The organism is Actinomycetospora aurantiaca, from assembly GCF_037401875.1.
GTDB classification, from domain to species: Bacteria; Actinomycetota; Actinomycetes; order Mycobacteriales; family Pseudonocardiaceae; genus Actinomycetospora; species Actinomycetospora aurantiaca.
Genome location: NZ_JBBEGN010000003.1, coordinates 175,738 through 195,878, shown reverse-complemented (window position 1 = coordinate 195,878; position 20,141 = coordinate 175,738). Strand labels below are relative to the sequence as shown.

Genomic DNA, 20,141 nt, shown 5'->3' with positions numbered 1-20,141 from the left:
GCCTCGGCGGCACGCTGGGGAGACGACGCGGCCGCCGAGCGCGGAACGTTCAGCCCGTCCCGACGGCGGGTCGGTCGGTCCGGGCCGCGCTGTCCCGCTGGGCGTCGACGACGTCGAGGCGGTCGGTGAGGGCATCGCGCATCAGCCGGTGGGCGTCCGAGCCGAGGACCAGGCGCCGGGGCGTGGTGGTCGGGGCGCGATCCTCGTCGGCGGCAGCGATCATCGCGGCGACGACGAGCGCCTGGTCGCCCGGCATGTCCTCGACCGCGACGCGCTGTCCGTGCACGTGCGCGTACTCCGGCCGCTCCGGGGCGTACTCGGCGGCGTCGAAGAACGTCGTCCGGATCATGCCGGGCTCGACGAGCATCGTCGCGACCCCGAGGGGTCCGACCTCGGCGGCCAGGGCCTCGTAGAACCCCTCGATGCCCCACTTGCTCGCGTGGTACAGCGAGAACCCGGGGAAGGCGATCTGGGCGCCCATGCTCGACATCTGCATCAGCAGCCCGCCGCCCTGCGCCCGCAGGTGGGGCAGCGCCGCCCGGGCGAGCTGGATCGACGCGGTCAGGTTGGTCGCGACGAGCCCGTCGATCTGGGCGTCGGTGAGCTCCTCGGCGGTGCCGAACACCCCGGAGCCGGCGTTCGAGACGACGACGTCGAGCCGCCCGAGGTCGGCGGTCGCCGCATCGACGACGGCTCGGAGCCGGTCGGTGTCGGTGACGTCGAGGGCGGCGCGCCAGAGCCGGCCGGGGTGGGCGGCGGCGAGGTCGTCGAGCTGTTCCGGACGGCGGAGGGTGGCGGCGACGCGGTCCCCCCGGGCGAGGAGCTGGTCGGTGAGCTCCCGCCCGAAGCCGCGGGACGCGCCGGTGACGAACCAGGTCTGCATGTCTCCATTCCGCGCCTCGACGGCCTGTCGATCAACGACTGTTCGCGCGGTGCTGTGACAGGCTCCGCCTGTGGAACTGCGACAGCTCGAGTACGTCGTGGCGGTCGCGGAGGAGCTGCACTTCGGCCGGGCCGCCGAGCGGGTCCACGTGCGCCAGCAGTCGGTGAGCGAGCAGGTGGCCCGCCTGGAGCGGGAGCTCGGCGGTCCGCTGTTCGCGCGGACCAGCCGCCGCGTCGAGCTGACCGCCGCCGGGGAGGCCTTCCTGCCCGAGGCGCGCGCGGTGCTCGCGGCGGCGGCCCGGGCGCTCGCGGCCGGACGACGGGCGGCCGGTGGGGTCCGCGAGCTGCGGGTCGGATACGCCGAGGACCTCGGCACCGAGCTGTTCACCCGGGCGACGGGCGTGCGGGTCGTGCCGGTCCCGATGTCGACGCCGGAGCAACTGACCGCGATCGCCGACCGCCGTCTCGACGCCGGGTGGTGCTGGGAGCCCGAGCTGCCGCCCGAGCTGGACGCGGAGGTCGTCGGGCGGGAGGCCGCGATGATCGTCCTGACCGCCGACGACCCCGCCGCCACCGGCCCGGTGGACCCGGCCTCGCTCGTCGGACGGTCGTTGGCGGTGGTGCCGCGATCGGTGAACCCGTGGCTGCACGAACGGTTCGTCGCCGGGCTGCGGTCCCGCGGCGCGGACGTCGTGGTCGCGCACGATGCGGTGCGCCTGGACCGGCTGGTGCCCCTGGTGCTCTCGGGGGTCGCCGTCGGGATCACCCAGCAGCGTGCCCTCGCCGGCGGGCTGCCGTCCGGGCTGGTCGCGCTCCCGCTCGTCGGCGACCCGCTGACCGTGGAGCACCGGCTCGTGTGGCGGCGCGAGGACGGACGGCCGCCGCTGTAGGCCGCACAGGTGCGGCACATCGCCGATCTCGCCGGTCCTCTGGCACAGCGTTGCGTCGTGCACACGGCCAGGCCGGGCCGCCCTCCCCCGACACCGCGTTGCGCCGCGCACACGGCCAGGCCGGTCGGCACTCCTCCGACACCGCGTTGCGCCGCGCACACGGCCAGGCCGGGCGGCACTCCTCCGACACCGCGTTGCGCCGCGCACACGGCCAGGCCGGGCGGCACTCCTCCGACACCGCGTTGCGTCGCGCACACGGCCAGGCCGGTCGGCACTCCTCCGACACCGCGTTGCGTCGCGCACACGGACCGGCTGGTCACCAGGCAAGATCTCGTTCTGCCGAGCGAAGTGGGGCGAGGACCGATCGGTCCGCTCCCGCGTTGAGGATCTTGCTCTCGCCGCGGGCTCCGTCCGGCCGCCGTTGCGGCACGCACACCACCTGCACACCGGTACGGCTCCCGCAGACCGTGTGCGGCACGCAACGCCGAGACGCACCGAGGCGACCTGCGCCGACCGTGTGCGCCACGCAACGTCGGCGCGTCCGACGGCTCACCGCGCGAGCGCCACCGTCACCATCCGCCCCCGCTGCTTCTCGACGACGAGTTCGCCCGCTCCTCCGAGCTCCCGCGCGGCCAGGATCGCGGCCGCCTCGGCGACCGACCCCGTGCCGGTGAGCCGGCGGACGACGGCCGACGGGTTCGGGACGTCCACGGCGTCGAGGTTGGCGGTGCCGTAGGCGAGGAGCTTCCGTCCCTCGGCGACCGCAGCGATCGACGGCTCGCCGAGGCGGCGGTCGACGGTCGCGACGGCGTCGTACTCCAGGCCCGCGACCGCCTCGACGAGGTACTCCACCGGAGTGCCGGGTTCGACGCCCACGCCGAGCACGATCACGGCGGGCCGACCAGTCCGGCCACGAACCGGCGCACCGCCTCCGGCCGCCCGGCGGGGTGGGTGTGCAGGTAGGAGGCGTGCACGTTCCCCTGGACGAAACCCTCGCTCACGTCGTCCCACCGCCACGCCGGGTCGGCGCCGGCCCGCGGGGTGGTCACCGTGCGGTGGAACTCGTGCCCGGTGACGACGTCCCCGCGGGCGGCGACCGGCGAATCCGCGAGAGCCGTGGCCGTCCGGTACCCCAGCGTCAGCCGCGGCCCCATCGCCGCGTCGGCGAGCAGCACCCCGCACATCGGCGACCCGTCGAGCGACCGGCCGAGGTAGAGCAGGCCGCCGCACTCCGCGTGGACCGCCCCACCGGCCGTCGCGAACGCGTGGACGGCGGTGCGCAGGGCGACGTTGGCCGACAGGTCCTCGAGGTGCTCCTCGGGGAACCCCCCGGGCAGGACGAGCGCGGCCGCGCGCTCGGGCAGCGCCTCGTCGCGCAGCGGGTCCACCACGACCACCTCGCCGCCCGCCGCCCGCAGCAGCTCCGCGTGCTCGGGGTAGCCGAACGTGAACGCCGGGCCGCCGGCGACCGCGACGACGCGGGGCGCGCGCCGGTCGGTCGGCCCGACCTCGAGCACCGGGTCCCACGGCTCGACGGGGGTCGCCGGAGCCGAGCGCGCGAGCCGCTCGACCGCGTCGAGGTCCACGTGCTCGGCAACGAGGGCCGTCATCGCGTCGACGGCCGCGCGGGCGGCCGCGCCGTGCTCCGCGGCGGTGATCAGTCCGAGATGGCGGGAGGGCACGGCGAGCTCGGCCCGCCGCGGCACCACCCCGAGCACCGGCGCCCCGGCCTCCGCGCACGCCGCCCGCAGCGCGTCCGCGTGCCGCTCGGTCCCGACGCGGTTGAGGATCACGCCCGCCGGCGCCACCGCGGGGTCGAACGTGCGGAACCCGTGCAGCAGGGCCGCGATGGACCGGTGCTGTCCCCGCGCGTCGACCACGAGGACCACCGGCGCGTCGAGCACCCGGGCGACGTGGGCGGTGGACCCGTCGTCGGGAGCCTGCTGCAACCGGCCGTCGAACAGGCCCATCACGCCCTCGACGACGGCGAGGTCCGCCCCGGCCGCTCCGTGCGCGACGAGCGGTGCCAGGCGCTCCACGCCGCAGAGCACCGGGTCGAGGTTGCGCCCGGGCCGCCCGGAGGCGAGGGCGTGGTAGCCGGGGTCGACGTAGTCCGGCCCGATCTTGAACGGCGCCGGGACCGTCCCGCGGGCCGCCAGCGCGCCCAGCAGGCCCGTCGTGATCGTGGTCTTCCCGCTTCCCGACGACGGGGCGGCGATCACCACCCTCGGCGGGAGCGCTACCACTCGATGCCCTTCTGACCCTTCTGACCGGCGTCCATCGGGTGCTTGATCTTGGTCATCTCGGTGACGAGATCGGCCGCCTCGACGAGAGCGGGCGGCGCGTCCCGGCCGGTGACGACGACGTGCTGGAAGCCGGGCCGGTCGCGCAGCACCTCGACCACCTCGTCGACGTCGATCCACCCCCACTTCAGCGGGTAGGTGAACTCGTCGAGGACGTAGAAGTCGTGCGCGGCGCCCTCGAGCCGCCGCCGGATCTCCGCCCAGCCCTCGCGCGCGGCCTCGGCGTGGTCCTCGTCGGAGCCCGGCTTGCGGCTCCACGACCAGCCCTCGCCCATCTTGTGCCACTCCACCGGGCCGCCCTGGCCGGTCGAGGCGTGCAGCTCGCCGAGGGCCTTCAGCGCCGTCTCCTCGCCGACCCGCCACTTCGCCGACTTCACGAACTGGAACACCGCGACCGAGTTGCCCGCGGTCCACTGCCGCAGCGCCAGCCCGAACGCGGCGGTCGACTTGCCCTTGTTGACCCCGGTGTGCACGACCAGCAGCGGCCGGCGGCGGCGCTGGCGCGTGGTCAGCCCGTCGTCGGGAACGGTGGTGGGGACGCCCTGCGGCACGGTTCCTCCTCGTGGTCCGACTAGACGCCGACGGCGGTCCGGGCCACCGACGCGACGCTCTCACCGGTCAGTTCGTCCAGGGTCACGATCGTCCCCGCGGCCGCCCCCGCGATCCGCCCCGCCAGACCGAGCCGCACGTGCCCGGACTCGCAGTCCACGACGACCGTGCTCATCGCCGCGCCCCCGCGGCCCGGCCCGGCCTCGCGGGCGAGCCCCCGGGCGGCGTCGAGGGCGGCGTCGAGGGGACGCGGCCCGCCGACGGTGGCGCGCCCGTCGGTCAGCACGACCAGCAGGCCGCGGCGGCGGGGGTCGCGGACCCGCTCCGCCCGCAGCACCCGGCGGGCGGTGCGGAGCCCGTCGGCGAGCGGGGTCCGGCCCCCGGTCCGCAGGTCGGCGAGCCGGGCGTGCGCGGTGTGGACGCTGCTCGTCGGCGGGAGGGCGAGCACGGCGCCGGGGCCGCGGAACGTCACGACCCCGACCTTGTCCCGCCGCTGGTACGCGTCCCGCAGCAGCGCGTCGACCGCCCCGGTCACCGCGGTCATCCGCTTCCGCGCGGCCATCGACCCCGAGGCGTCCACGCAGAACAGCACGAGGTTCCCCTCGCGGCCCTCGCGGTGGGCGTGGCGCAGGTCGTCCGGACCGGGCCGGCCGCGACGCCCGCTGCGGACGCTCGCGAGGACGGTGGCCGGGATGTGCGGGGCGGGCCCGGACTCCGGCGCCTCGGCGACCGCGCGGACCGTCCGGCCCCGACGTCCCCGCGCCCGCGACCGCCGCCCGGGCACGCCCTCGCCGACGCCGTGCACCTCGAACCGCCGCTGCTTGAGGCGGACGTGCTGCGGGGCACCGGCCGGGGTCGGCACTGCGTCACTGCTGTCACCGGACGGCAGGGAATCCGCATCGTCGTTGCCGCTGCCCGTTCCCGACGGCCGGTCGGGGCGGGTCGGCGGCGCGGGCGCCTCGGTCGGACCCTGTCCGTCGGACACGGTTCCGCCACCGCTCGGCTCACCGGCCCCCTCCTCGGGGGCCGCCGTCTCCGACCCGTCGTCGGGACCGGAGCCGTCGTCGGGACCGTCGGGACCCTCGGGACCGTCCGACCCCGGGCCGCCCGGGTCGTCGTCGGGACCGTCGTCGTCGGATTCGTCGTCGGAGTCGTCGTCGAAGTCCTGCACCGCCTGCTCGGCGGCCTGCATCGCCTTCTCGAGCTCGTCCTCGGAGAGGTGCGGCTCGTCGAAGGGGTCGCGACGGCGGCGGTGGGGCAGGGCGAGGCGGGCGGCGGCCCGAACGTCGTCGACGTCGACGGCGCCCGCGGACCGCCAGGCCGCGTGCGCCACCGCGGTGCGGGCGACGACCACGTCCGCGCGCATCCCGTCGACGTCGACGAAGGCGCAGACCGCGGAGATGCGGACGAGCTCGCGGTCGGTGAGGGACACGGCGCCCAGGCGGTCCCGGGCGGCGGCGATCTGCTCGCGCACGGCGGACTCGTCGGGGGCGAAGCGGGACTCGAAGCCGGCCGGGTCGGCGTCGTGGGCGAGGCGGCGGCGGACCACCTCGGTGCGCTCGGCGACGGCCCGGGACGCCTCGACGCGGACGGTGAGCCCGAACCGGTCGAGCAGCTGGGGACGGAGCTCCCCCTCCTCCGGGTTCATCGTCCCGACCAGCAGGAACCGCGCCGGGTGCGTGAACGACACCCCGTCGCGCTCGACGTGCGACCGGCCGGAGGCGGCGGCGTCGAGGAGCAGGTCGACGAGGTGGTCGTGGAGCAGGTTGACCTCGTCGACGTAGAGCACGCCGCGGTGCGCGAGCGCGAGCAGGCCGGGCTGCACCGAGCCGCGGCCGTGGGCCAGGACCTCCTGCAGGTCGAGCGAGCCGATCAGCCGGTCCTCGGAGGCGCCGACCGGGAGCTCGACGAGGCGCGCGGGCCGCCGCTCGACGGCCGTCCCCGGCGGGAACGGCCCGTCCGGCGACTCCTCACCGGCGTCGACGTCCACCCCGAACCGGTCGCCGGCCCGCACGTCGACCTCCGGCAGCAGCGCCGCCAGCGCCCGCACGATCGTCGACTTCGCGGTGCCCTTCTCCCCGCGCACCAGCACCCCGCCGATGCCCGGGTCGACCGCGGAGAGCAGGAGCGCGAGCCGCAGGTCCGGGTGGCCGACGACGGCCGAGAAGGGGAACGCCACGGGACGCGACCCTAACCCGCCGTCGACCGCCTCATCTCACGGACCGCTGAGATGTACGCCGCTCCCGGGTCGCAGTCAGGCGGCCACCCCGTTGCCCGCGCGCTTGTCGGCCTGGAACGACTCCTCGTCCATCCCGCGCCGCCAGTACCCGGAGATGGAGAGCAGCTCCTTGGGCAGGCCGCGCTCGTCGCGCAGGTGCCCGCGCAGCGCCTTCATCGACGACGTCTCGCCGTGCACGAACGCCTGCACGCGTCCGGCCGGCCAGTCCACAGCCCGCACCACGTCGACCAGCGACTCGCCCGCGTCGCGGTGCACCCAGCGCAGCTCGAGGTCGCCGGCGCAGGTCAGCGGCAGCTCGTCGGCCGGGCCGTCGACCTCCACGAACGCCAGCACCGGCACGCCCGGGGCGACCCGCTCGGCCGCCGCGGCGATCGCCGGCAGCGCGGCCTCGTCCCCGATCAGCACGTGCGCGTCGACGTCCGCGGCCGGCGCGTACGCCCCGCCCGGGCCCAGCAGGATCAGCTCGTCGCCCGGCCGGGCCGCGAGCGCCCACGGGCCGGCCACGCCGGTGTCGCCGTGCACCACGAAGTCGATCACCATCTCGCCGGCCGCGTGGTCGAGCGAGCGAACGGTGTAGGTGCGCGAGATCGGCCACTCGTCGCGGGGCCGTTCCGCACGGACCGCGCCGACGTCGAGCGGCTCGTCGTAGGTGACCCCGGGGCGCCGGAACGCGAGCTTCACGTAGCGGTCGGTGAAGCCGTTGTCCTCGATCCCCGCCAGGCCCGGCCCCCCGAGCACCACCCGCCGCAGGTGCGGGGTCAACTGCTCGCTGCGCAGCACCTCGAGCCGGTGTCCCTGTCCGCCCTTCGCCATGCACCTCACCCTTTCTCCCTCAGGTAAGGCTCACCTTACTTCACCGGGCGACGGATCGGCCTGCCCGCCGATCCGCCCCCGGTCCCCCGTCCGGTCTGCCCTCCGACCCGGGACGTCTCCTACGAGGCCACCTGCTTCGCGATCAGCGCCGCGTTGGCCCCGACCCGCGTGTAGTAGCCGGGCTTGCCGGCGCGGGCGCAGCCGTCGCCGTAGCTGGTGATGCCGATGAGCTTGCCGCCCGCCACGAGCGGTCCGCCGGAGTCGCCCTGGCAGGTGTCCACCCCGCCGGAGTCGAAGCCGGCGCAGGTGAGCAGCTCGGGGTCGTACGAGGACGCCGAGCCCTTGCAGTAGGAGTCCTCGCGGATCGGCACGGTGGCCCCCAGCAGGTAGCGCGACGGCGTGCCGTTCTCCGAGGTCGCCCCCCAGCCGTAGATGCGCGCGGCGGTCCCGGGCCCGTAGAGCGCGTCGTCGTCCGCGGTCGCGAGCGGGAGGGTCGGCGTCGTCACCGGCTTCTGCAGCGTCAGCACGGAGACGTCCAGGCCGTTGCCCACCGCGGAGAACGTCGGGCTGACCCAGGTCTTCGCCACCGGCACCGACTCGCCGCTCTTCGACTGCTTGTCGTCCCGCCCGACGACCGCGTAGATCTTCCGCTCCGGCGACGAGGCCGTGCAGTGCGCCGCCGTGACGACCTTGGTCGGCGCGACGAGGGTGCCGCCGCAGAACTGGAAGCCCGACGAGTCGGTCAGGAACACCACCCACGGCTCGGCGGCGGTCGTCGTCTTCTCCCCGCCGACGATCCGCGCCTGCGACACCCCGTCGCCGCCCGGCCCGCCGCCGTCCCCCGGGTCGCCGACCGAGCCCGTCGTCACCGCCGAGCTGCGCCCGCCGAAGCCGACCAGACCGACCGCCACCACCGCCAGGACCACGACGGCCGTCGGGACCAGCAGCGCCGCCCGCCGGACCATCGGACCCCGTGGCCGCCGCTCCACCACGGCGCGGTGCCGCCCGCCGGTTCCCCGCATCCCGCCCGCCTCCCGCTCACTCACCGCTGCTCCACGCCCCGCTCCCGAGGACCGTCCGGCGTACCGCTCACCGCCCGACGGAGCAGAACCTGACCAGAGGTCCCGGGGACCGGACAAGCCGAGCGGCGGGAGTTCGCCCCGCTGAGCGACGACGAGCGGTCGATTTCGGACGATAAACGTCACCGGTGGGTGAGCGCAGCGCGACGAGCGGTCGCTGATGACCGTTCAGCGTCCGTCACGGTGCGACGACCGGTTGCTCACCTTCCGTCACCGGCGCGGAGGAACGAGCCGTCGGCGGGCGTGCTCCATACAGTGGAGGTCGTGCCGCACCACGACCTCGTCATCATCGGCTCCGGATCGGGCAACTCGATCCTGGACTCGCGCTTCGACGACTGGGACGTCGCGATCGTCGAACACGGCGTCTTCGGCGGGACGTGCCTGAACGTCGGCTGCATCCCGACGAAGATGTACGTCTACGCCTCCGACGTCGCGGAGACCGTGCGCCGGGCGGGCACCTACGGCGTCGACGCGAGCATCGACAAGGTCCGCTGGACCGACATCCGCGACCGGGTCTTCGGGCGCATCGACCCGATCTCGGCGGGCGGCCTGCGCTACCGCGACCAGGAGAGCGCGAACGTCACCGTCTACCAGGGGCACGCGGTCTTCACCGGCGAGCGCGCGCTGGAGGTCACCCCGACCGCCGGGGGCGCCGGCGAGACCGTCACCGCCGACCGGTTCGTCATCGCCGCCGGCTCGCGGCCGACGGTGCCGGCGGTCATCGCGGACTCGGGGGTGCCCTTCCACACCTCCGACGACGTGATGCGCCTGCCCGACCTGCCGCGCCGGCTCACGATCCTCGGCGGCGGCTACATCGCCTGCGAGTTCGCGCACGTGTTCTCGGCGCTCGGGGTCGAGGTCACGGTCGTCACCCGCGGCCCCGCCCTGCTCCGCGACCAGGACGAGACGGTCTCCGAGCGGTTCACCCGGCTCGCGCAGGACCGCTGGAACGTGCACCTGAGCTCGGAGCCCACCGCGGCGGAGCAGCGCGCCGACGGCACCGTCGTGCTGACCTGCCCGCAGGGCGAGACGATCGAGGGCGACGCCCTGCTCGTCGCCACCGGCCGCGTGCCGGGCGGGGACCGACTCGACGTCGGGAGGACCGGGCTCTCCCTGACCGACGACGGCCGGGTCGAGGTCGACGAGTACCAGCGCACCCCGGTCGCGGGCATCTGGGCCCTCGGCGACGTCAGCTCGCCCCACCAGCTCAAGCACGTCGCGAACCACGAGGCGAAGGTGGTGCAGCACAACCTGCTGCACCCGGACACCCCGCGGGCGACCTCCCACCGCTTCGTGCCCTCGGCGGTGTTCACCGACCCGCAGGTCGCCACCGTCGGCGCCCGCGAGCAGGACCTGCGCGACGCGGGCACGCCCTACGTCGCGAAGGACCAGGCCTACGGCGACGTCGCCTTCGGCTGGGCCATGGAGGACACGACCGGCTTCGCGAAGGTGCTGGCCTCGCCGTCGGGCGAGCTCCTGGGCGCCCACCTCATGGGCCCGCAGGCCTCGTCGCTCATCCAGCTGCTCGTGCAGGCCATGGTGTTCGGCCAGAACGCACGGGAGGTCGCCACCGCGCAGTACTGGATCCACCCGGCACTGCCCGAACTGATCGAGAACGCACTGCTGGGGCTCCCGCTGTCGTCGTGAGCGTCCCCGCCGACGCCCAGAACGCCGTGAGGAGCTGCGCGGCCCGCACCGGGTAGCGGGCCGGCCACCAGTGGCCCAGCCCCTCGAGCAGTCCCTCCTGCGCGCCCGCCCGCGCCGCCGACCGGCGGCGCTGGGCCAGGGTGCCCCCGACGGGGTCGCCGGTCGCGACGACGGCGAGCCCGGGCCGCGCGGCCGCCCGCTCCAGGTCCCGCCCGGCGCGCGCCATCGCGGGCTGGGCCGCCGCCCGGTACAGCGCGAGGATCGCGTGGGCCAGCGCCGGGTCGTAGCCGTCGACGACGCGCTCGGCGACCGCGAGCGGCATGCCGCGCGCCGTCAGGCGGGCCGTCCAGGAGGCGCGGTCCGCGAGGCCGGCCACCTGCCGCTCCCCCGCGCCCGGCGTCTGCCAGGTCACCGCGAGCTCGTGCCACGCGTACCCGGGGTCGAACACGCCGAGGGCGTCGCTGACCCAGCTGCGCAGCAGGTCCGGGCGGTCCATCGCGACCCGGACGACGTGGATCCCGCCCCAGTCGTGCCCGACGAGGTCGACCGGGCCCTCGAGGCGCTCGAGCTCGCGCACCAGCCAGTCGCGGTAGCCCTCCGGCGTCACGTCGAACCCGCCCGGCAGGGGCGCCCCGAACCCCGGCGGGGACAGGCACACGACGTCCTCGCGGCCGAGCTCGGCGAGCAGCCCCTCCCACACGGCGGCCGTCATCGGGTTGCCGTGGACGAAGACAGCGGTCATGGTCCCTCACTTACTTGTCGGTTGACACGCAAGTTACCACGCTATGCTGCCGCGATGGAACGGCGAACCCAGCAGGAGCGGCGGGAGACGACCGAACGGGCCCTGCTCACCGCGGCGGCCGACCTCGTCGTCGAGACCGGTCTGCGGTCGGTCACGCTCGCGGAGGTGGGGCGGCGGGCGGGCTACAGCCGCGGCATCGTCACGCACCACTTCGGCTCGAAGCAGGCGCTCGTCTCGGCGCTCGTGCGGGCGAGCCAGGCCGGGTTCGTGCCCGGGGTCGACGAGGTCGCCCCGGGCCTGGAGCGCCTGCTCGTGCTGGTGGAGCGCTACCTCGGTGCCGTCGGGCGGATCGGGTCGCTCTCGCGGGCGTTCCTGGTGCTGTGGGCCGAGTCGGTGGCCTCACCCGAGCTCGGTCCGCTGTTCCGCGAGCGCGATGAGCTGTTCCGCGCGGACATCGTCGCGGACCTGGAGGCGGGACGGGCGGCGGGCGACGTCCGGTCCGACGTCGACCCGCCGGTGGTCGCGGCGATCGTGGTCGCCGAGCTCCGGGGCCTCGCGCTGCAGTACCTCGTGGCCCCGGACTCGATCGACCCGGCCACGGCCGGCCGCGCCCTGCGGGCGCACTGGCAGGCCGTGCTGAGCTAGTCCGCGCTGATCGGCGCTAGTCGGCGTGGGCCGCGGCCGTGTGCTCGCGCAGCGCGTGCAGGGCTTCCATCCGGGTCGCCTTCAGCACGTCCGGCGGGTCCCCCGGGAAGCGCTTGACCCACGCGTCGGTCTGTCCGTGGTCGCTGACGGCGAACCAGACCGTGCCGGGAGGCTGGTCGTCCTGCGGGTCGGGCCCGCCCGCGCCGCTCACGGCCACGACGACGTCCGCCCCGAACATCTCGGCCGCGTTCTCGGCCATCGCGCGGACCGCGGGCTCGGCGACGACGGGGCCGTCCGGGACGCCCAGGACCCCGTGTTTGGTGGTGCGGTCGTAGGCGACGACACCGCCGCGGAACCACTCGCTCGATCCCGGCGCCGCGGCCAGGTCGCTCGAGACGAGCCCGCCGGTCAGCGACTCCACCACCGCGATGCGGCGCCCGTCCCGGTCGGCGCCGTCGGAGATCTCCTTCGCGAGATCCTCCGGCGCCTCGTCCGGCGGTCGATCGGCGCCCTCGCTGCGTTCGTCCACCACCGCGTACCTCCGCACGTCCTCGACGACCGCGGCGGATGACCGCCCCGACCGGTCGTCGAAACGGCATGATGTGGGCTCCGCCCAGGTGAGCAGGCCACATCTACTCGGTCCGCCGGAACCGCGTCACGGCGAGCGCGAGCAGCAGGGCGCTGAACCCGATCGTCAGGAGGATCTCCAGCCACGTCGGGACCAGGAAGGACCCCCACCGGATGCCCGGGTCGTACCGCGCGAGGTCCGCGGCCGAGACGTCGAGCCGCGAGAACACGACGTGACGCAGCGGCTCGACGGCGTAGGTCATCGGGTTGACGTGCGTGAGCACCGTCAGCCACGTCGGCAGGTTCCCGAGCGGGAACAGCGCCCCGGACAGGAACATCAGCGGCGTGATGATCAGCTGCACCATCGGCATCGCGGTCTGCACCTGCTTCAACCGGGCGGCGAGCATGAGCCCGAGGCAGCAGATCATGAACGCCATCAGGAAGATCAGCACGAGCAGCTCGAGGAACATCAGCGGGTCGTAGGGCACGCCCACCAGCCCCGCGAGCGCGAGCAGCAGCAGGCACTGCAGCGTCGCCACCGTCGACCCGCCGACTGCCTTCCCGACGAGGATCGACGTCGTCGACACCGGCGCCACCAGCATCTCGCGCAGGAACCCGAACTCGCGGTCCCAGACGATCGAGATGCCCGAGAACGCCGCGGTGAACAGCACCGAGATCGCCAGGACGCCCGGGAACAGGAACGTCGGCAGCGCCACCCCGGACCCGCTCGACCCCAGCAGCGACCCGAGCCCGCTGCCCAGCACGAACAGGAACAGCAGCGGCTGGGCCAGCGACGACAGGATCCGCGCCCGGTCCTTGACGAACCGGATCATCTCCCGCTGCCAGACGACGGCGGCCGCGCGGGCCTCCGTCGCGAGCCCGCTCTCCGGGACCCGCACCGCCTCCACACGCAACGGCTCACGCAGCTCGGTCACCGCTACCGCCCCCTCATCCGCATCGCCATCGGGTGCAGGGAGGGACCTGCGGACCGCTCCGCGTCGCGCAGCGTCGTGCCGGTGTGGGCCAGGAACACGTCGTCGAGCGAGGGCCGGGTCACCGACACCGACCGGACGTCGACACCGGCCGCCGTCAGCGCCGCGAACAGCCGCGGCACGAACCCGGCGCCGTCGGGCACGGAGATCGTCACCGCCCCCTCGTGCATGCCGGCCTCGAGCCCGAACTCGCGGCGCACGGCGGCGATCGCGGCGTCGTCGTCCCCGGTCGCGACGACGACCCGGTCCGCCCCGACCTGCGCCTTCAGCGCCTCCGGGGTGTCCAGCGCGACGATCCGGCCCTCGTTCATGATCGCGATCCGGTCGCAGTTCTCGGCCTCGTCCATGTAGTGGGTGGTGACGAAGACGGTGATCGGCTGGGTCTCGTGCAGGCGCGCCAGGTAGTTCCAGATCGACGCCCGGGTCTGCGGGTCCAGGCCGATCGTGGGCTCGTCGAGGAAGAGCACCTGGGGTGAGTGGAGCAGCCCGCGGGCGATCTCGAGGCGGCGCCGCATCCCGCCCGAGTAGGTCGAGACCGGGTCCTTGCGGCGCTCGAACAGCCCGACGGTCCGCAGCACCTCCTCGCGCCGCGCGGCCGCGGTGCGCCGGTCGACGCCGTAGAGCTCCCCGTGGAAGCGCAGGTTCTGCTCGCCGGACATCGGCCCGTCCAGGGTCGGCTCCTGGAACACCAGGCCGATCCGACGCCGGACGGCCGCCCGGTCGCGCACCACGTCGAGCCCGGCGACCGCCGCCTCGCCCGCCGTCGGCTCGACCAGCGTGCAGAGGATGTTGATCGTGGTCGACTTGCCCGCTCCGTTCGGGCCGAGGAACCCGAACGTCTCCCCGCGTGCCACCTCCAGGTCGATGCCGCGCACGGCCTCGACGTCGCCGTAGCGCTTGACCAGTCCCCTGACCGATACGGCCGGTTCGTCCACCCGCGTCCCCCTCTAACAGTGTTAGAGTCACGCTACTCGGCCACGCAAGGAGGTTCCGACCGGTGGCGATCAGCCGTGACGCGATCGTGACGGCGGCCGTCCGCCTGCTCGACGAGGGCGGTCTCGCGGCGCTGTCGCTGCGCAAGGTCGCGGCCGAGCTCGGGGTCAGCGCGCCGACGCTGTACTGGCACGTCACCGACAAGCGCGCCCTGCTCGACCTGATGGCGGAGCGCATGGTCGCCGAGCACGCGCCGCCCGACGCCCCCGCCCCCGGTCAGCCGTGGTGGGAGTGGCTGGCGGAGTCCGCCCGCGTGCGCTACCGCGCGTTCACCGCCCACCGCGACGCCGCGCTCGTCGTCGCCGGCAACCGCCCGACGATCGCGTCGCTGGACCAGATCGAGCGCACCCTCGCCGTGCTCGTCGACGCCGGGTTCACCCCGTCGGAGGCGATGGACGCGGTGTTCGGCCTCGGCCACTACATCCTCGGCGCAGCGCTGGAGTACCAGGCGGAGGCGGCCCGCACCGCCGCCCCGCCGGACCCCGAGGTCCTCGCCCGCCTCGCCGAGCTGCCCCACCTGCACGCCGCGGCCACGACGCGGACCGACGCGACGGGCGAGGCCACGTTCGAGGTCGGGCTGGCGGCGATGATCGGCGGGTTGCGCGCCACACGCTCGTGAGCAGCTTGAACGGGCGGAGTGTGACCTGGATCATGAGCGGCTCGCACCGAGGCCAGGAGGCGCACCATGACCGCGACCGACGACCGCGACACGAAGCTGCGCGAGGCCGGGCTCGACGGGCAGAACCGGGCCACGCTCGGCCGGATGCTCGGCACCGGCGAGGTCGGCTACGCCGAGGAGGGCGACGACGGCGTCATGCGCGCCACCGTCCGCATCCCCGAGGACGAACTCGTCTGGGAGCCGGCGATCCTCGTCTTCCCGCACGGCGGACAGATCGAGCTCACGCTGATCAACGACGACAAGAACACCCACTGCGCGCTGCTGCCGAACAACGGCGACCCGAAGCTCATCTGGCTGGTCAACCACTCCAAGGGCATCGCTCGCCTCGATCTCGACGGCCCCGGCGCCTACTACTACGGCTCCACCACCGGCAACGACGAGGGCCGCGGCCTCACCGGCGCGCTCGTCATGGGCGGCGAGGTGCCCCAGTCGGCGAAGCTCGACCGCCCGCCACAGCCCCGCCCCTAGAGGCCGCAGGCACGTCCCGCCGTCCGGGCCACGTGCTCGAAGAACACGTCCCGGTCGGCCACGACGTTCTCGTACTGCCCGAACAGCTCGAACCCGACGGTCCCGAACAGCTGGGTGAACGCGGCGATCGCCGCCGGCGCCAGCGCGGGGTCGAGGTCGGGCAGCACCTCCGGCACGATCGCGTTCCGGACGGCGGGTCCGGGGTCCTCGCGCGCCCCGGCCCCGTCCGCCGCGATCCGCACGAGCACCGTCGCCACCCGCCCGGCCGCCGGCAGCGTGTCCGTCGGCGCCGCGTACCCGGGCACCGGCGAGCCGTAGATCAGCGCGTACTGCGCCGGGTGCTCGCGCGCCCACGCCCGCACCGCCCGCCAGACCGACACCCACCGCTCCAGGCCGGTCGACCCGGCGTCGGCCTGCTCGGCGGCCTCCGCCGCCTCCCCGACGGCGTCGTAGGCCTCGATGATCAGTGCGGTGAGCAGCTCGTCGCGGCTCGGGAAGTAGCGGTAGACCGCGGACGACACCATCCCGACCTCGCGCGTCACCGCCCGCAGCGACAACGCCGCCGCCCCGACCTCGGCCAGCTGCGTGCGCGCCGCGGCCAGGATGCGCTCGGTGGTCTCGACTCGGGCCTGCTCGCGACGGGTGGGCATGTGCGACAGCATGTCAGAGAGCACTGCTCTTGACAGCAGCGTTGTTGAGCGAGAGCATTGCTCTCACTGCAGAGAGCAGTGCTCACATCGAGGAGTCGAGCCATGACCGCCACCCACTACCAGCAGCCCGGCTTCGTCACCCGCCGCATCATGAACCCACTGGTCGCCTTCGCCACCCGCCGCGGCCTGTCCCTCGCCGGCTCGGCCGTGCTCGGGGTCCGCGGGCGGACCAGCGGCGAGCTCCGGACGACGCCGGTGAACCCGCTCCCCCTCGACGGCGAGCGCTACCTCGTCGCGGCGCGCGGGCAGACCCAGTGGGTGCGCAACATCCGTGTCGCGGGCGACGCCGAGCTCACCGTCGGCCGCCGCACCGAGCACATCACGGTCCGCGAGCTCACCGAGCCGGCCGAGGTCGTTCCGGTGCTCCGCGCCTACCTGAAGGCCTGGGCCTGGGAGGTCGGCGCGTTCTTCGACGGCGTCGGGGCCGACGCGAGCGACGACGAGCTGGCCGCGATCGCCGGCCGGCACCCGGTCTTCGTCGTCACCTCGGCGGAGCCCGCGCCGCGCCGCTAGCGTGCCCGCATGAGCGAGCGCGAGCACGACGTCGTCCTCTACGGGGCCACCAGCTTCGTCGGTGCCCTGACCGCGGACTACCTGGCGCGCCACGCCCCGACGGGCACCCGGATCGCCCTGGCCGGGCGATCGCGGCAGAAGCTGGAGTCGGTCCGCGTCGGCCTGCCGGCCCCGGGCAGCGACTGGCCCCTGATCGTCGCGGACTCCACGGACCGGGCCGCGCTCGACGCGATGGTGGCGTCCACGACGGCGATCGCGACGACCGTGGGTCCCTACGCCAGGTACGGGCTGCCGCTGGTCGAGGCGGCCGCCGCGGCCGGCACCCACTACGCCGACCTCACCGGTGAGGTGACCTTCGCCCGCGAGGCGATCGACGCGACCGACGGCGTCGCCCAGGGCACGGGCGCCCGCATCGTGCACTCCTGCGGGTACGACTCGGTGCCCTCCGACCTGGGCGTCCTGCTCCTGCACGCGCAGGTCCAGGCCGACGGCGAGGGCGAGCTGACCGACGTCACCGCGGTCGCCCGCGTCCGCGGCGGGGTCTCCGGCGGCACGATCGACTCGATGCGCGGGATCGCCGACACCGCGAAGGCGGACCGCTCGACGATGAAGCTGATGCGCGACCCCTACGGCCTCTCCCCCGACCGCGACGGCGAGCCCGACACCCGCCAGCCCAGCGACAACCCGGCCCCGCACCGCCTCCCCGACGGCAAGTGGGCCGCCCCGTTCGTCATGGCCTCGTACAACACCCGCATCGTGCGGCGCTCCAACGCGATCGCCGGCTACTCCTACGGCAAGGGCCTGCGCTACGGCGAGGTGATGGGCGCCGGCTCGGGTCCCGTGGGGGCCGTGACGGCGGGCGCGGTCACCGCGGGCCTCGGGGCCATGCTCGCGGGCTTCGCGACGCCGGGTGCGCGCCAGCTGCTCGACCGGGTGCTGCCCAAGCCGGGCGAGGGCCCGTCGGAGTCGACCCGGCGCAACGGGTGGTTCCGCCACGACCTGGACGCGGTCACGACGACGGGGGCCCGCTACACCGGGCGCGTCTCCGGTTCGGGCGACCCGGGCTACGCGGCGACCGCGGTGATGCTCGGCGAGTCCGTGCTGTGCCTCGCGCTCGACGGCGACCGCCTGCCCTCCCGCGCCGGTTCCCTGACCCCCGCCACCGCGATGGGCCCCGCCCTGGTCGAGCGCCTCCGCACGGCCGGGCACGTCTACGAGGCGTTGCGCGCCTCCTGACCGGCCGATCGGGCAGGGCCGAACGGCGTATCGCCCACGATTGGGACGTGCACGACAGGGGCACGCTCTTCGGTGCCGACCGGTTCGCCGACCCGGCGCGCCGGTCCCCCACCGACGTGGACGGAAGGACGATCGTGAGCGACCAGCAGCAGGTCACCAAGACCGTGGATGCCAGCCCGGAGCAGATGTTCGCGCTGCTCTCCCAGCCCGAGCGGCACACCGAGTTCGACGGTGCCGGCATGCTCCGTGGCGTCGAGCCCGGCTCGGAGAACGTCACCGGCACCGGCGACGAGTTCGTCATGAACATGAACAACGACGCGCTCGGCGACTACCAGATGAAGAACACCGTCGTCGCCTACGAGGAGAACCGGAAGATCGGCTGGGCGCCCACGCTCCACCCGATCGACGGCTACACCGACAAGCTCGGCGACGTGAAGGCCACGGGCCACACATGGACCTGGCAGCTGGAGCCGGCCGGCTCGGGCACGAAGGTGACGCAGGTCTACGACTGGTCGGGCGTGAAGGACGAGAACTTCCGCGGCTTCTTCCCGATGATCACCGAGGACCAGATGTCACAGACCATCGACAAGGTCGCGAACGCCGCGAAGTAGCTCTCACGGGGCGCCGGCCGGGGGCACCACGCGCAGTCCGGCCGGCGCGCCGCGCTCGATCAGTTCCCGCAACGCCGCCGTGTCGAGGTGCTGCGACACGAGGTCGGCGAGCAGGTCGAGCTGCGCGGTCCGGGCCGCGGCGAACGAGGTCGTCGTCGACACCCGGAAGTCGCGCCCGGTCAGGGCGGCCACGCGCTCCAGCACCCGCCGTCGGAACCCGTCGTTCTCCAGCAGGCCGTGCCAGTGCGTCCCCAGCACGGTCCCGACGTCGAGCCCTTCCGGGGCTCCGTCGGCCGTCGTCACCAGCGGCGACCCGCCGCCGCGCAACTCCCGCCCGTGGTGGATCTCGTAGCCGGTGACCTCCTCCCCGAGCGCGGTGCCCGCCGGGGTCCCGAGGTGCTTGTCGCGGTCGAAGACGACGTCGAACGCCCCGAGGCCGAGGCCCGTGTGACGGCCGGGCGCGGCCTCGACGCCGTCCGGGTCGTCGATCGTGCGGCCGAGCATCTGGTAGCCGCCGCAGATGCCGAGCACGGGGCGGCCCGCCCGCACGTGCGCGACCACCGCGTCGGCCAGGCCCGTCGATCGCAGCCACGCCAGATCCGAGACGGTCGTCTTGGAGCCCGGCAGGACGACGAGGTCGGCCCCGACGAGGTCGCTCGGTGCGGTCACGTACCGGACGGCGACGCCGGGTTCGCTCGCCAGCGCGTCCACGTCGGTGCCGTTCGAGACCCGCGGGAGCCGCACGACCGCCACCCGCAGCCAGTCGCGCCCGAGCGGCGGCGCGGGCCGGCCGACGGCACCGTCGTGGCCGAGCGAGTCCTCGGCGTCGATCCAGAGGTCGGACGCGAACGGGAGCACCCCGAGCGTCGGCCGTCCCGTCAGGCGCTCCAGCTGCGCGAGCCCGGGCTCCAGCAGCGCCGGGTCGCCCCGGAACTTGTTCACGACGAAGCCGGCGACCAGCGCCTGGTCCGCCGGTTCCAGCACCGCGAGCGTGCCGAACAGGTGCGCGAGCACCCCGCCCCGGTCGATGTCGCCGACCACGATCGTCGGCAGCGACCCGGCGCGGGCGAGGCCCATGTTCGCGATGTCGGTGGCGCGCAGGTTGATCTCCGCCGGGGATCCGGCGCCCTCGCAGACGACGACGTCGTGCTGCGCGCGTAGCCGCGCGAGACCCGCCGTCACGATCTCGAGCAGGGCCGGCTTGCGCTCGCGGTACGACATCGCCGAGACGGTGCCGTCCACGCGCCCGTGCACGACGACCTGGCTGGTGCGCTCCGACCCCGGCTTGAGCAGCACCGGGTTGAACGCGACGCTCGGCGCGAGCCCGCATGCCGCCGCCTGCAGCGCCTGCGCCCGCCCGATCTCCCCGCCGTCGAGCGTGACGACGGAGTTGTTGCTCATGTTCTGCGCCTTGAACGGCGCCACGTCGACGCCCTGCCGCGCGAGCCACCGGCAGATCCCGGCGACGAGGACGCTCTTGCCGGCGTCGCTGGTGGTCCCGGCGACGAGGAGGGCGCCCTGCACGCCCCGAGCCTAGGCGCGAGACCTGGGTCACAGGCCCTGGAGTGTGCCGCGACGGCACG

General features: G+C 74.6%; 20 protein-coding genes and 1 pseudogene. 8 read left to right on the top strand and 13 right to left on the bottom strand.

Annotation, left to right across the window (positions count from 1 at the left end):
- Window positions 1–49: 49 nt before the first annotated feature.
- Window positions 50–883 (bottom strand): SDR family oxidoreductase, encoded by an 834-nt coding sequence (locus WCD74_RS08755; RefSeq protein ID WP_337694458.1) that lies wholly within the window; start codon window positions 881–883, stop codon window positions 50–52.
- Between the two features lie 70 nt (window positions 884–953).
- On the opposite strand from WCD74_RS08755, the gene WCD74_RS08750 reads away from it, so the two are divergent.
- Entirely contained in the window at window positions 954–1,772 is an 819-nt protein-coding gene (locus WCD74_RS08750; protein ID WP_337694457.1) for a LysR family transcriptional regulator, read from the top strand.
- Window positions 1,773–2,321: 549 nt separating this feature from the next.
- Here WCD74_RS08750 and WCD74_RS08745 read toward each other — a convergent pair.
- The 6 genes from WCD74_RS08745 to WCD74_RS08720 form a co-directional block, all read right to left on the bottom strand.
- Window positions 2,322–2,648, bottom strand: coding sequence for a cobalamin biosynthesis protein (locus WCD74_RS08745; RefSeq protein ID WP_337694456.1), 327 nt, complete (start codon window positions 2,646–2,648; stop codon window positions 2,322–2,324).
- Between the two features lie 11 nt (window positions 2,649–2,659).
- Entirely contained in the window at window positions 2,660–3,997 is a 1,338-nt protein-coding gene (locus WCD74_RS08740; RefSeq protein ID WP_337694779.1) for a cobyrinic acid a,c-diamide synthase CobB, read from the bottom strand.
- Window positions 3,998–4,011: 14 nt separating this feature from the next.
- Window positions 4,012–4,626 (bottom strand): cob(I)yrinic acid a,c-diamide adenosyltransferase, encoded by a 615-nt coding sequence (cobO, locus tag WCD74_RS08735; RefSeq protein ID WP_337694455.1) that lies wholly within the window; start codon window positions 4,624–4,626, stop codon window positions 4,012–4,014.
- A gap of 20 nt (window positions 4,627–4,646) precedes the next feature.
- Window positions 4,647–6,803, bottom strand: coding sequence for a VWA domain-containing protein (locus WCD74_RS08730; protein WP_337694454.1), 2,157 nt, complete (start codon window positions 6,801–6,803; stop codon window positions 4,647–4,649).
- A gap of 75 nt (window positions 6,804–6,878) precedes the next feature.
- Complete coding sequence (locus WCD74_RS08725) at window positions 6,879–7,676, bottom strand: siderophore-interacting protein (protein WP_337694453.1); 798 nt, start codon at window positions 7,674–7,676, stop codon at window positions 6,879–6,881.
- A gap of 119 nt (window positions 7,677–7,795) precedes the next feature.
- Window positions 7,796–8,722, bottom strand: a complete 927-nt coding sequence (locus WCD74_RS08720) for a S1 family peptidase (protein ID WP_337694452.1) — start codon at window positions 8,720–8,722, stop codon at window positions 7,796–7,798.
- A gap of 297 nt (window positions 8,723–9,019) precedes the next feature.
- Between WCD74_RS08720 and WCD74_RS08715 the strand changes: the two genes are divergently transcribed.
- A complete protein-coding gene (locus WCD74_RS08715) occupies window positions 9,020–10,402 on the top strand; it encodes a mycothione reductase (RefSeq protein WP_337694451.1) in 1,383 nt (460 codons plus the stop codon).
- 55 nt (window positions 10,403–10,457) lie between these two features.
- Here WCD74_RS08715 and WCD74_RS08710 read toward each other — a convergent pair.
- A pseudogene (locus tag WCD74_RS08710) lies at window positions 10,458–11,144 on the bottom strand (alpha/beta fold hydrolase); the annotation flags it as partial.
- A gap of 54 nt (window positions 11,145–11,198) precedes the next feature.
- Between WCD74_RS08710 and WCD74_RS08705 the strand changes: the two are divergent.
- Window positions 11,199–11,789 (top strand): TetR/AcrR family transcriptional regulator, encoded by a 591-nt coding sequence (locus WCD74_RS08705; RefSeq protein ID WP_337694450.1) that lies wholly within the window; start codon window positions 11,199–11,201, stop codon window positions 11,787–11,789.
- A 16-nt stretch (window positions 11,790–11,805) separates the two neighbouring features.
- Here the strand turns inward: WCD74_RS08705 and WCD74_RS08700 are convergent, their stop codons facing one another.
- The 3 genes from WCD74_RS08700 to WCD74_RS08690 form a co-directional block, all read right to left on the bottom strand.
- Window positions 11,806–12,318, bottom strand: a complete 513-nt coding sequence (locus WCD74_RS08700; protein ID WP_337694449.1) for a CinA family protein — start codon at window positions 12,316–12,318, stop codon at window positions 11,806–11,808.
- Window positions 12,319–12,421: 103 nt separating this feature from the next.
- Window positions 12,422–13,291, bottom strand: coding sequence for an ABC transporter permease (locus WCD74_RS08695; protein WP_337694448.1), 870 nt, complete (start codon window positions 13,289–13,291; stop codon window positions 12,422–12,424).
- A 2-nt stretch (window positions 13,292–13,293) separates the two neighbouring features.
- Window positions 13,294–14,283 carry an ATP-binding cassette domain-containing protein gene (locus WCD74_RS08690; RefSeq protein ID WP_337694447.1) on the bottom strand — a complete coding sequence of 330 codons (990 nt, stop codon included), beginning with the start codon at window positions 14,281–14,283 and terminating at the stop codon, window positions 13,294–13,296.
- A gap of 62 nt (window positions 14,284–14,345) precedes the next feature.
- Between WCD74_RS08690 and WCD74_RS08685 the strand changes: the two genes are divergently transcribed.
- Entirely contained in the window at window positions 14,346–14,960 is a 615-nt protein-coding gene (locus WCD74_RS08685) for a TetR/AcrR family transcriptional regulator C-terminal domain-containing protein (protein WP_337694446.1), read from the top strand.
- A 66-nt stretch (window positions 14,961–15,026) separates the two neighbouring features.
- Window positions 15,027–15,488, top strand: coding sequence for an MSMEG_3727 family PQQ-associated protein (locus WCD74_RS08680; protein ID WP_337694445.1), 462 nt, complete (start codon window positions 15,027–15,029; stop codon window positions 15,486–15,488).
- Here WCD74_RS08680 and WCD74_RS08675 read toward each other — a convergent pair.
- The gene (locus WCD74_RS08675) at window positions 15,485–16,138 is read right to left on the bottom strand and encodes a TetR/AcrR family transcriptional regulator (protein ID WP_337694444.1); all 654 of its coding nucleotides are present in this window, start codon (window positions 16,136–16,138) and stop codon (window positions 15,485–15,487) included. The two genes, WCD74_RS08680 and WCD74_RS08675, sit on opposite strands and share 4 nt — an antisense overlap.
- Window positions 16,139–16,240: 102 nt before the next feature.
- On the opposite strand from WCD74_RS08675, the gene WCD74_RS08670 reads away from it, so the two are divergent.
- Genes WCD74_RS08670 through WCD74_RS08660 form a run of 3 tightly spaced genes read left to right on the top strand, consistent with a single transcriptional unit; the run spans window position 16,241 to window position 18,558 of the window.
- A complete protein-coding gene (locus WCD74_RS08670) occupies window positions 16,241–16,711 on the top strand; it encodes a nitroreductase/quinone reductase family protein (RefSeq protein WP_337694443.1) in 471 nt (156 codons plus the stop codon).
- 9 nt (window positions 16,712–16,720) lie between these two features.
- Window positions 16,721–17,947 (top strand): saccharopine dehydrogenase family protein, encoded by a 1,227-nt coding sequence (locus tag WCD74_RS08665; RefSeq protein WP_337694442.1) that lies wholly within the window; start codon window positions 16,721–16,723, stop codon window positions 17,945–17,947.
- Window positions 17,948–17,994: 47 nt separating this feature from the next.
- Window positions 17,995–18,558, top strand: coding sequence for an SRPBCC family protein (locus WCD74_RS08660; RefSeq protein WP_337694441.1), 564 nt, complete (start codon window positions 17,995–17,997; stop codon window positions 18,556–18,558).
- A gap of 3 nt (window positions 18,559–18,561) precedes the next feature.
- Here the strand turns inward: WCD74_RS08660 and WCD74_RS08655 are convergent, their stop codons facing one another.
- The gene (locus WCD74_RS08655) at window positions 18,562–20,082 is read right to left on the bottom strand and encodes a cobyric acid synthase (protein ID WP_337694440.1); all 1,521 of its coding nucleotides are present in this window, start codon (window positions 20,080–20,082) and stop codon (window positions 18,562–18,564) included.
- Between the last annotated feature and the right edge of the window lie 59 nt (window positions 20,083–20,141).

What these genes read in the sequence shown, in the direction of transcription:
- WCD74_RS08755 (WP_337694458.1), bottom strand. Translation starts at nt 883, where the DNA reads ATGCAGACCTGGTTCGTCACCGGCGCGTCCCGCGGCTTCGGGCGGGAG.
- WCD74_RS08725 (WP_337694453.1), bottom strand. Translation starts at nt 7,676, where the DNA reads ATGGCGAAGGGCGGACAGGGACACCGGCTCGAGGTGCTGCGCAGCGAG.
- WCD74_RS08705 (WP_337694450.1), top strand. Translation starts at nt 11,199, where the DNA reads ATGGAACGGCGAACCCAGCAGGAGCGGCGGGAGACGACCGAACGGGCC.
- WCD74_RS08680 (WP_337694445.1), top strand. Translation starts at nt 15,027, where the DNA reads ATGACCGCGACCGACGACCGCGACACGAAGCTGCGCGAGGCCGGGCTC.
- WCD74_RS08675 (WP_337694444.1), bottom strand. Translation starts at nt 16,138, where the DNA reads ATGCCCACCCGTCGCGAGCAGGCCCGAGTCGAGACCACCGAGCGCATC.
- WCD74_RS08670 (WP_337694443.1), top strand. Translation starts at nt 16,241, where the DNA reads ATGACCGCCACCCACTACCAGCAGCCCGGCTTCGTCACCCGCCGCATC.
- WCD74_RS08665 (WP_337694442.1), top strand. Translation starts at nt 16,721, where the DNA reads ATGAGCGAGCGCGAGCACGACGTCGTCCTCTACGGGGCCACCAGCTTC.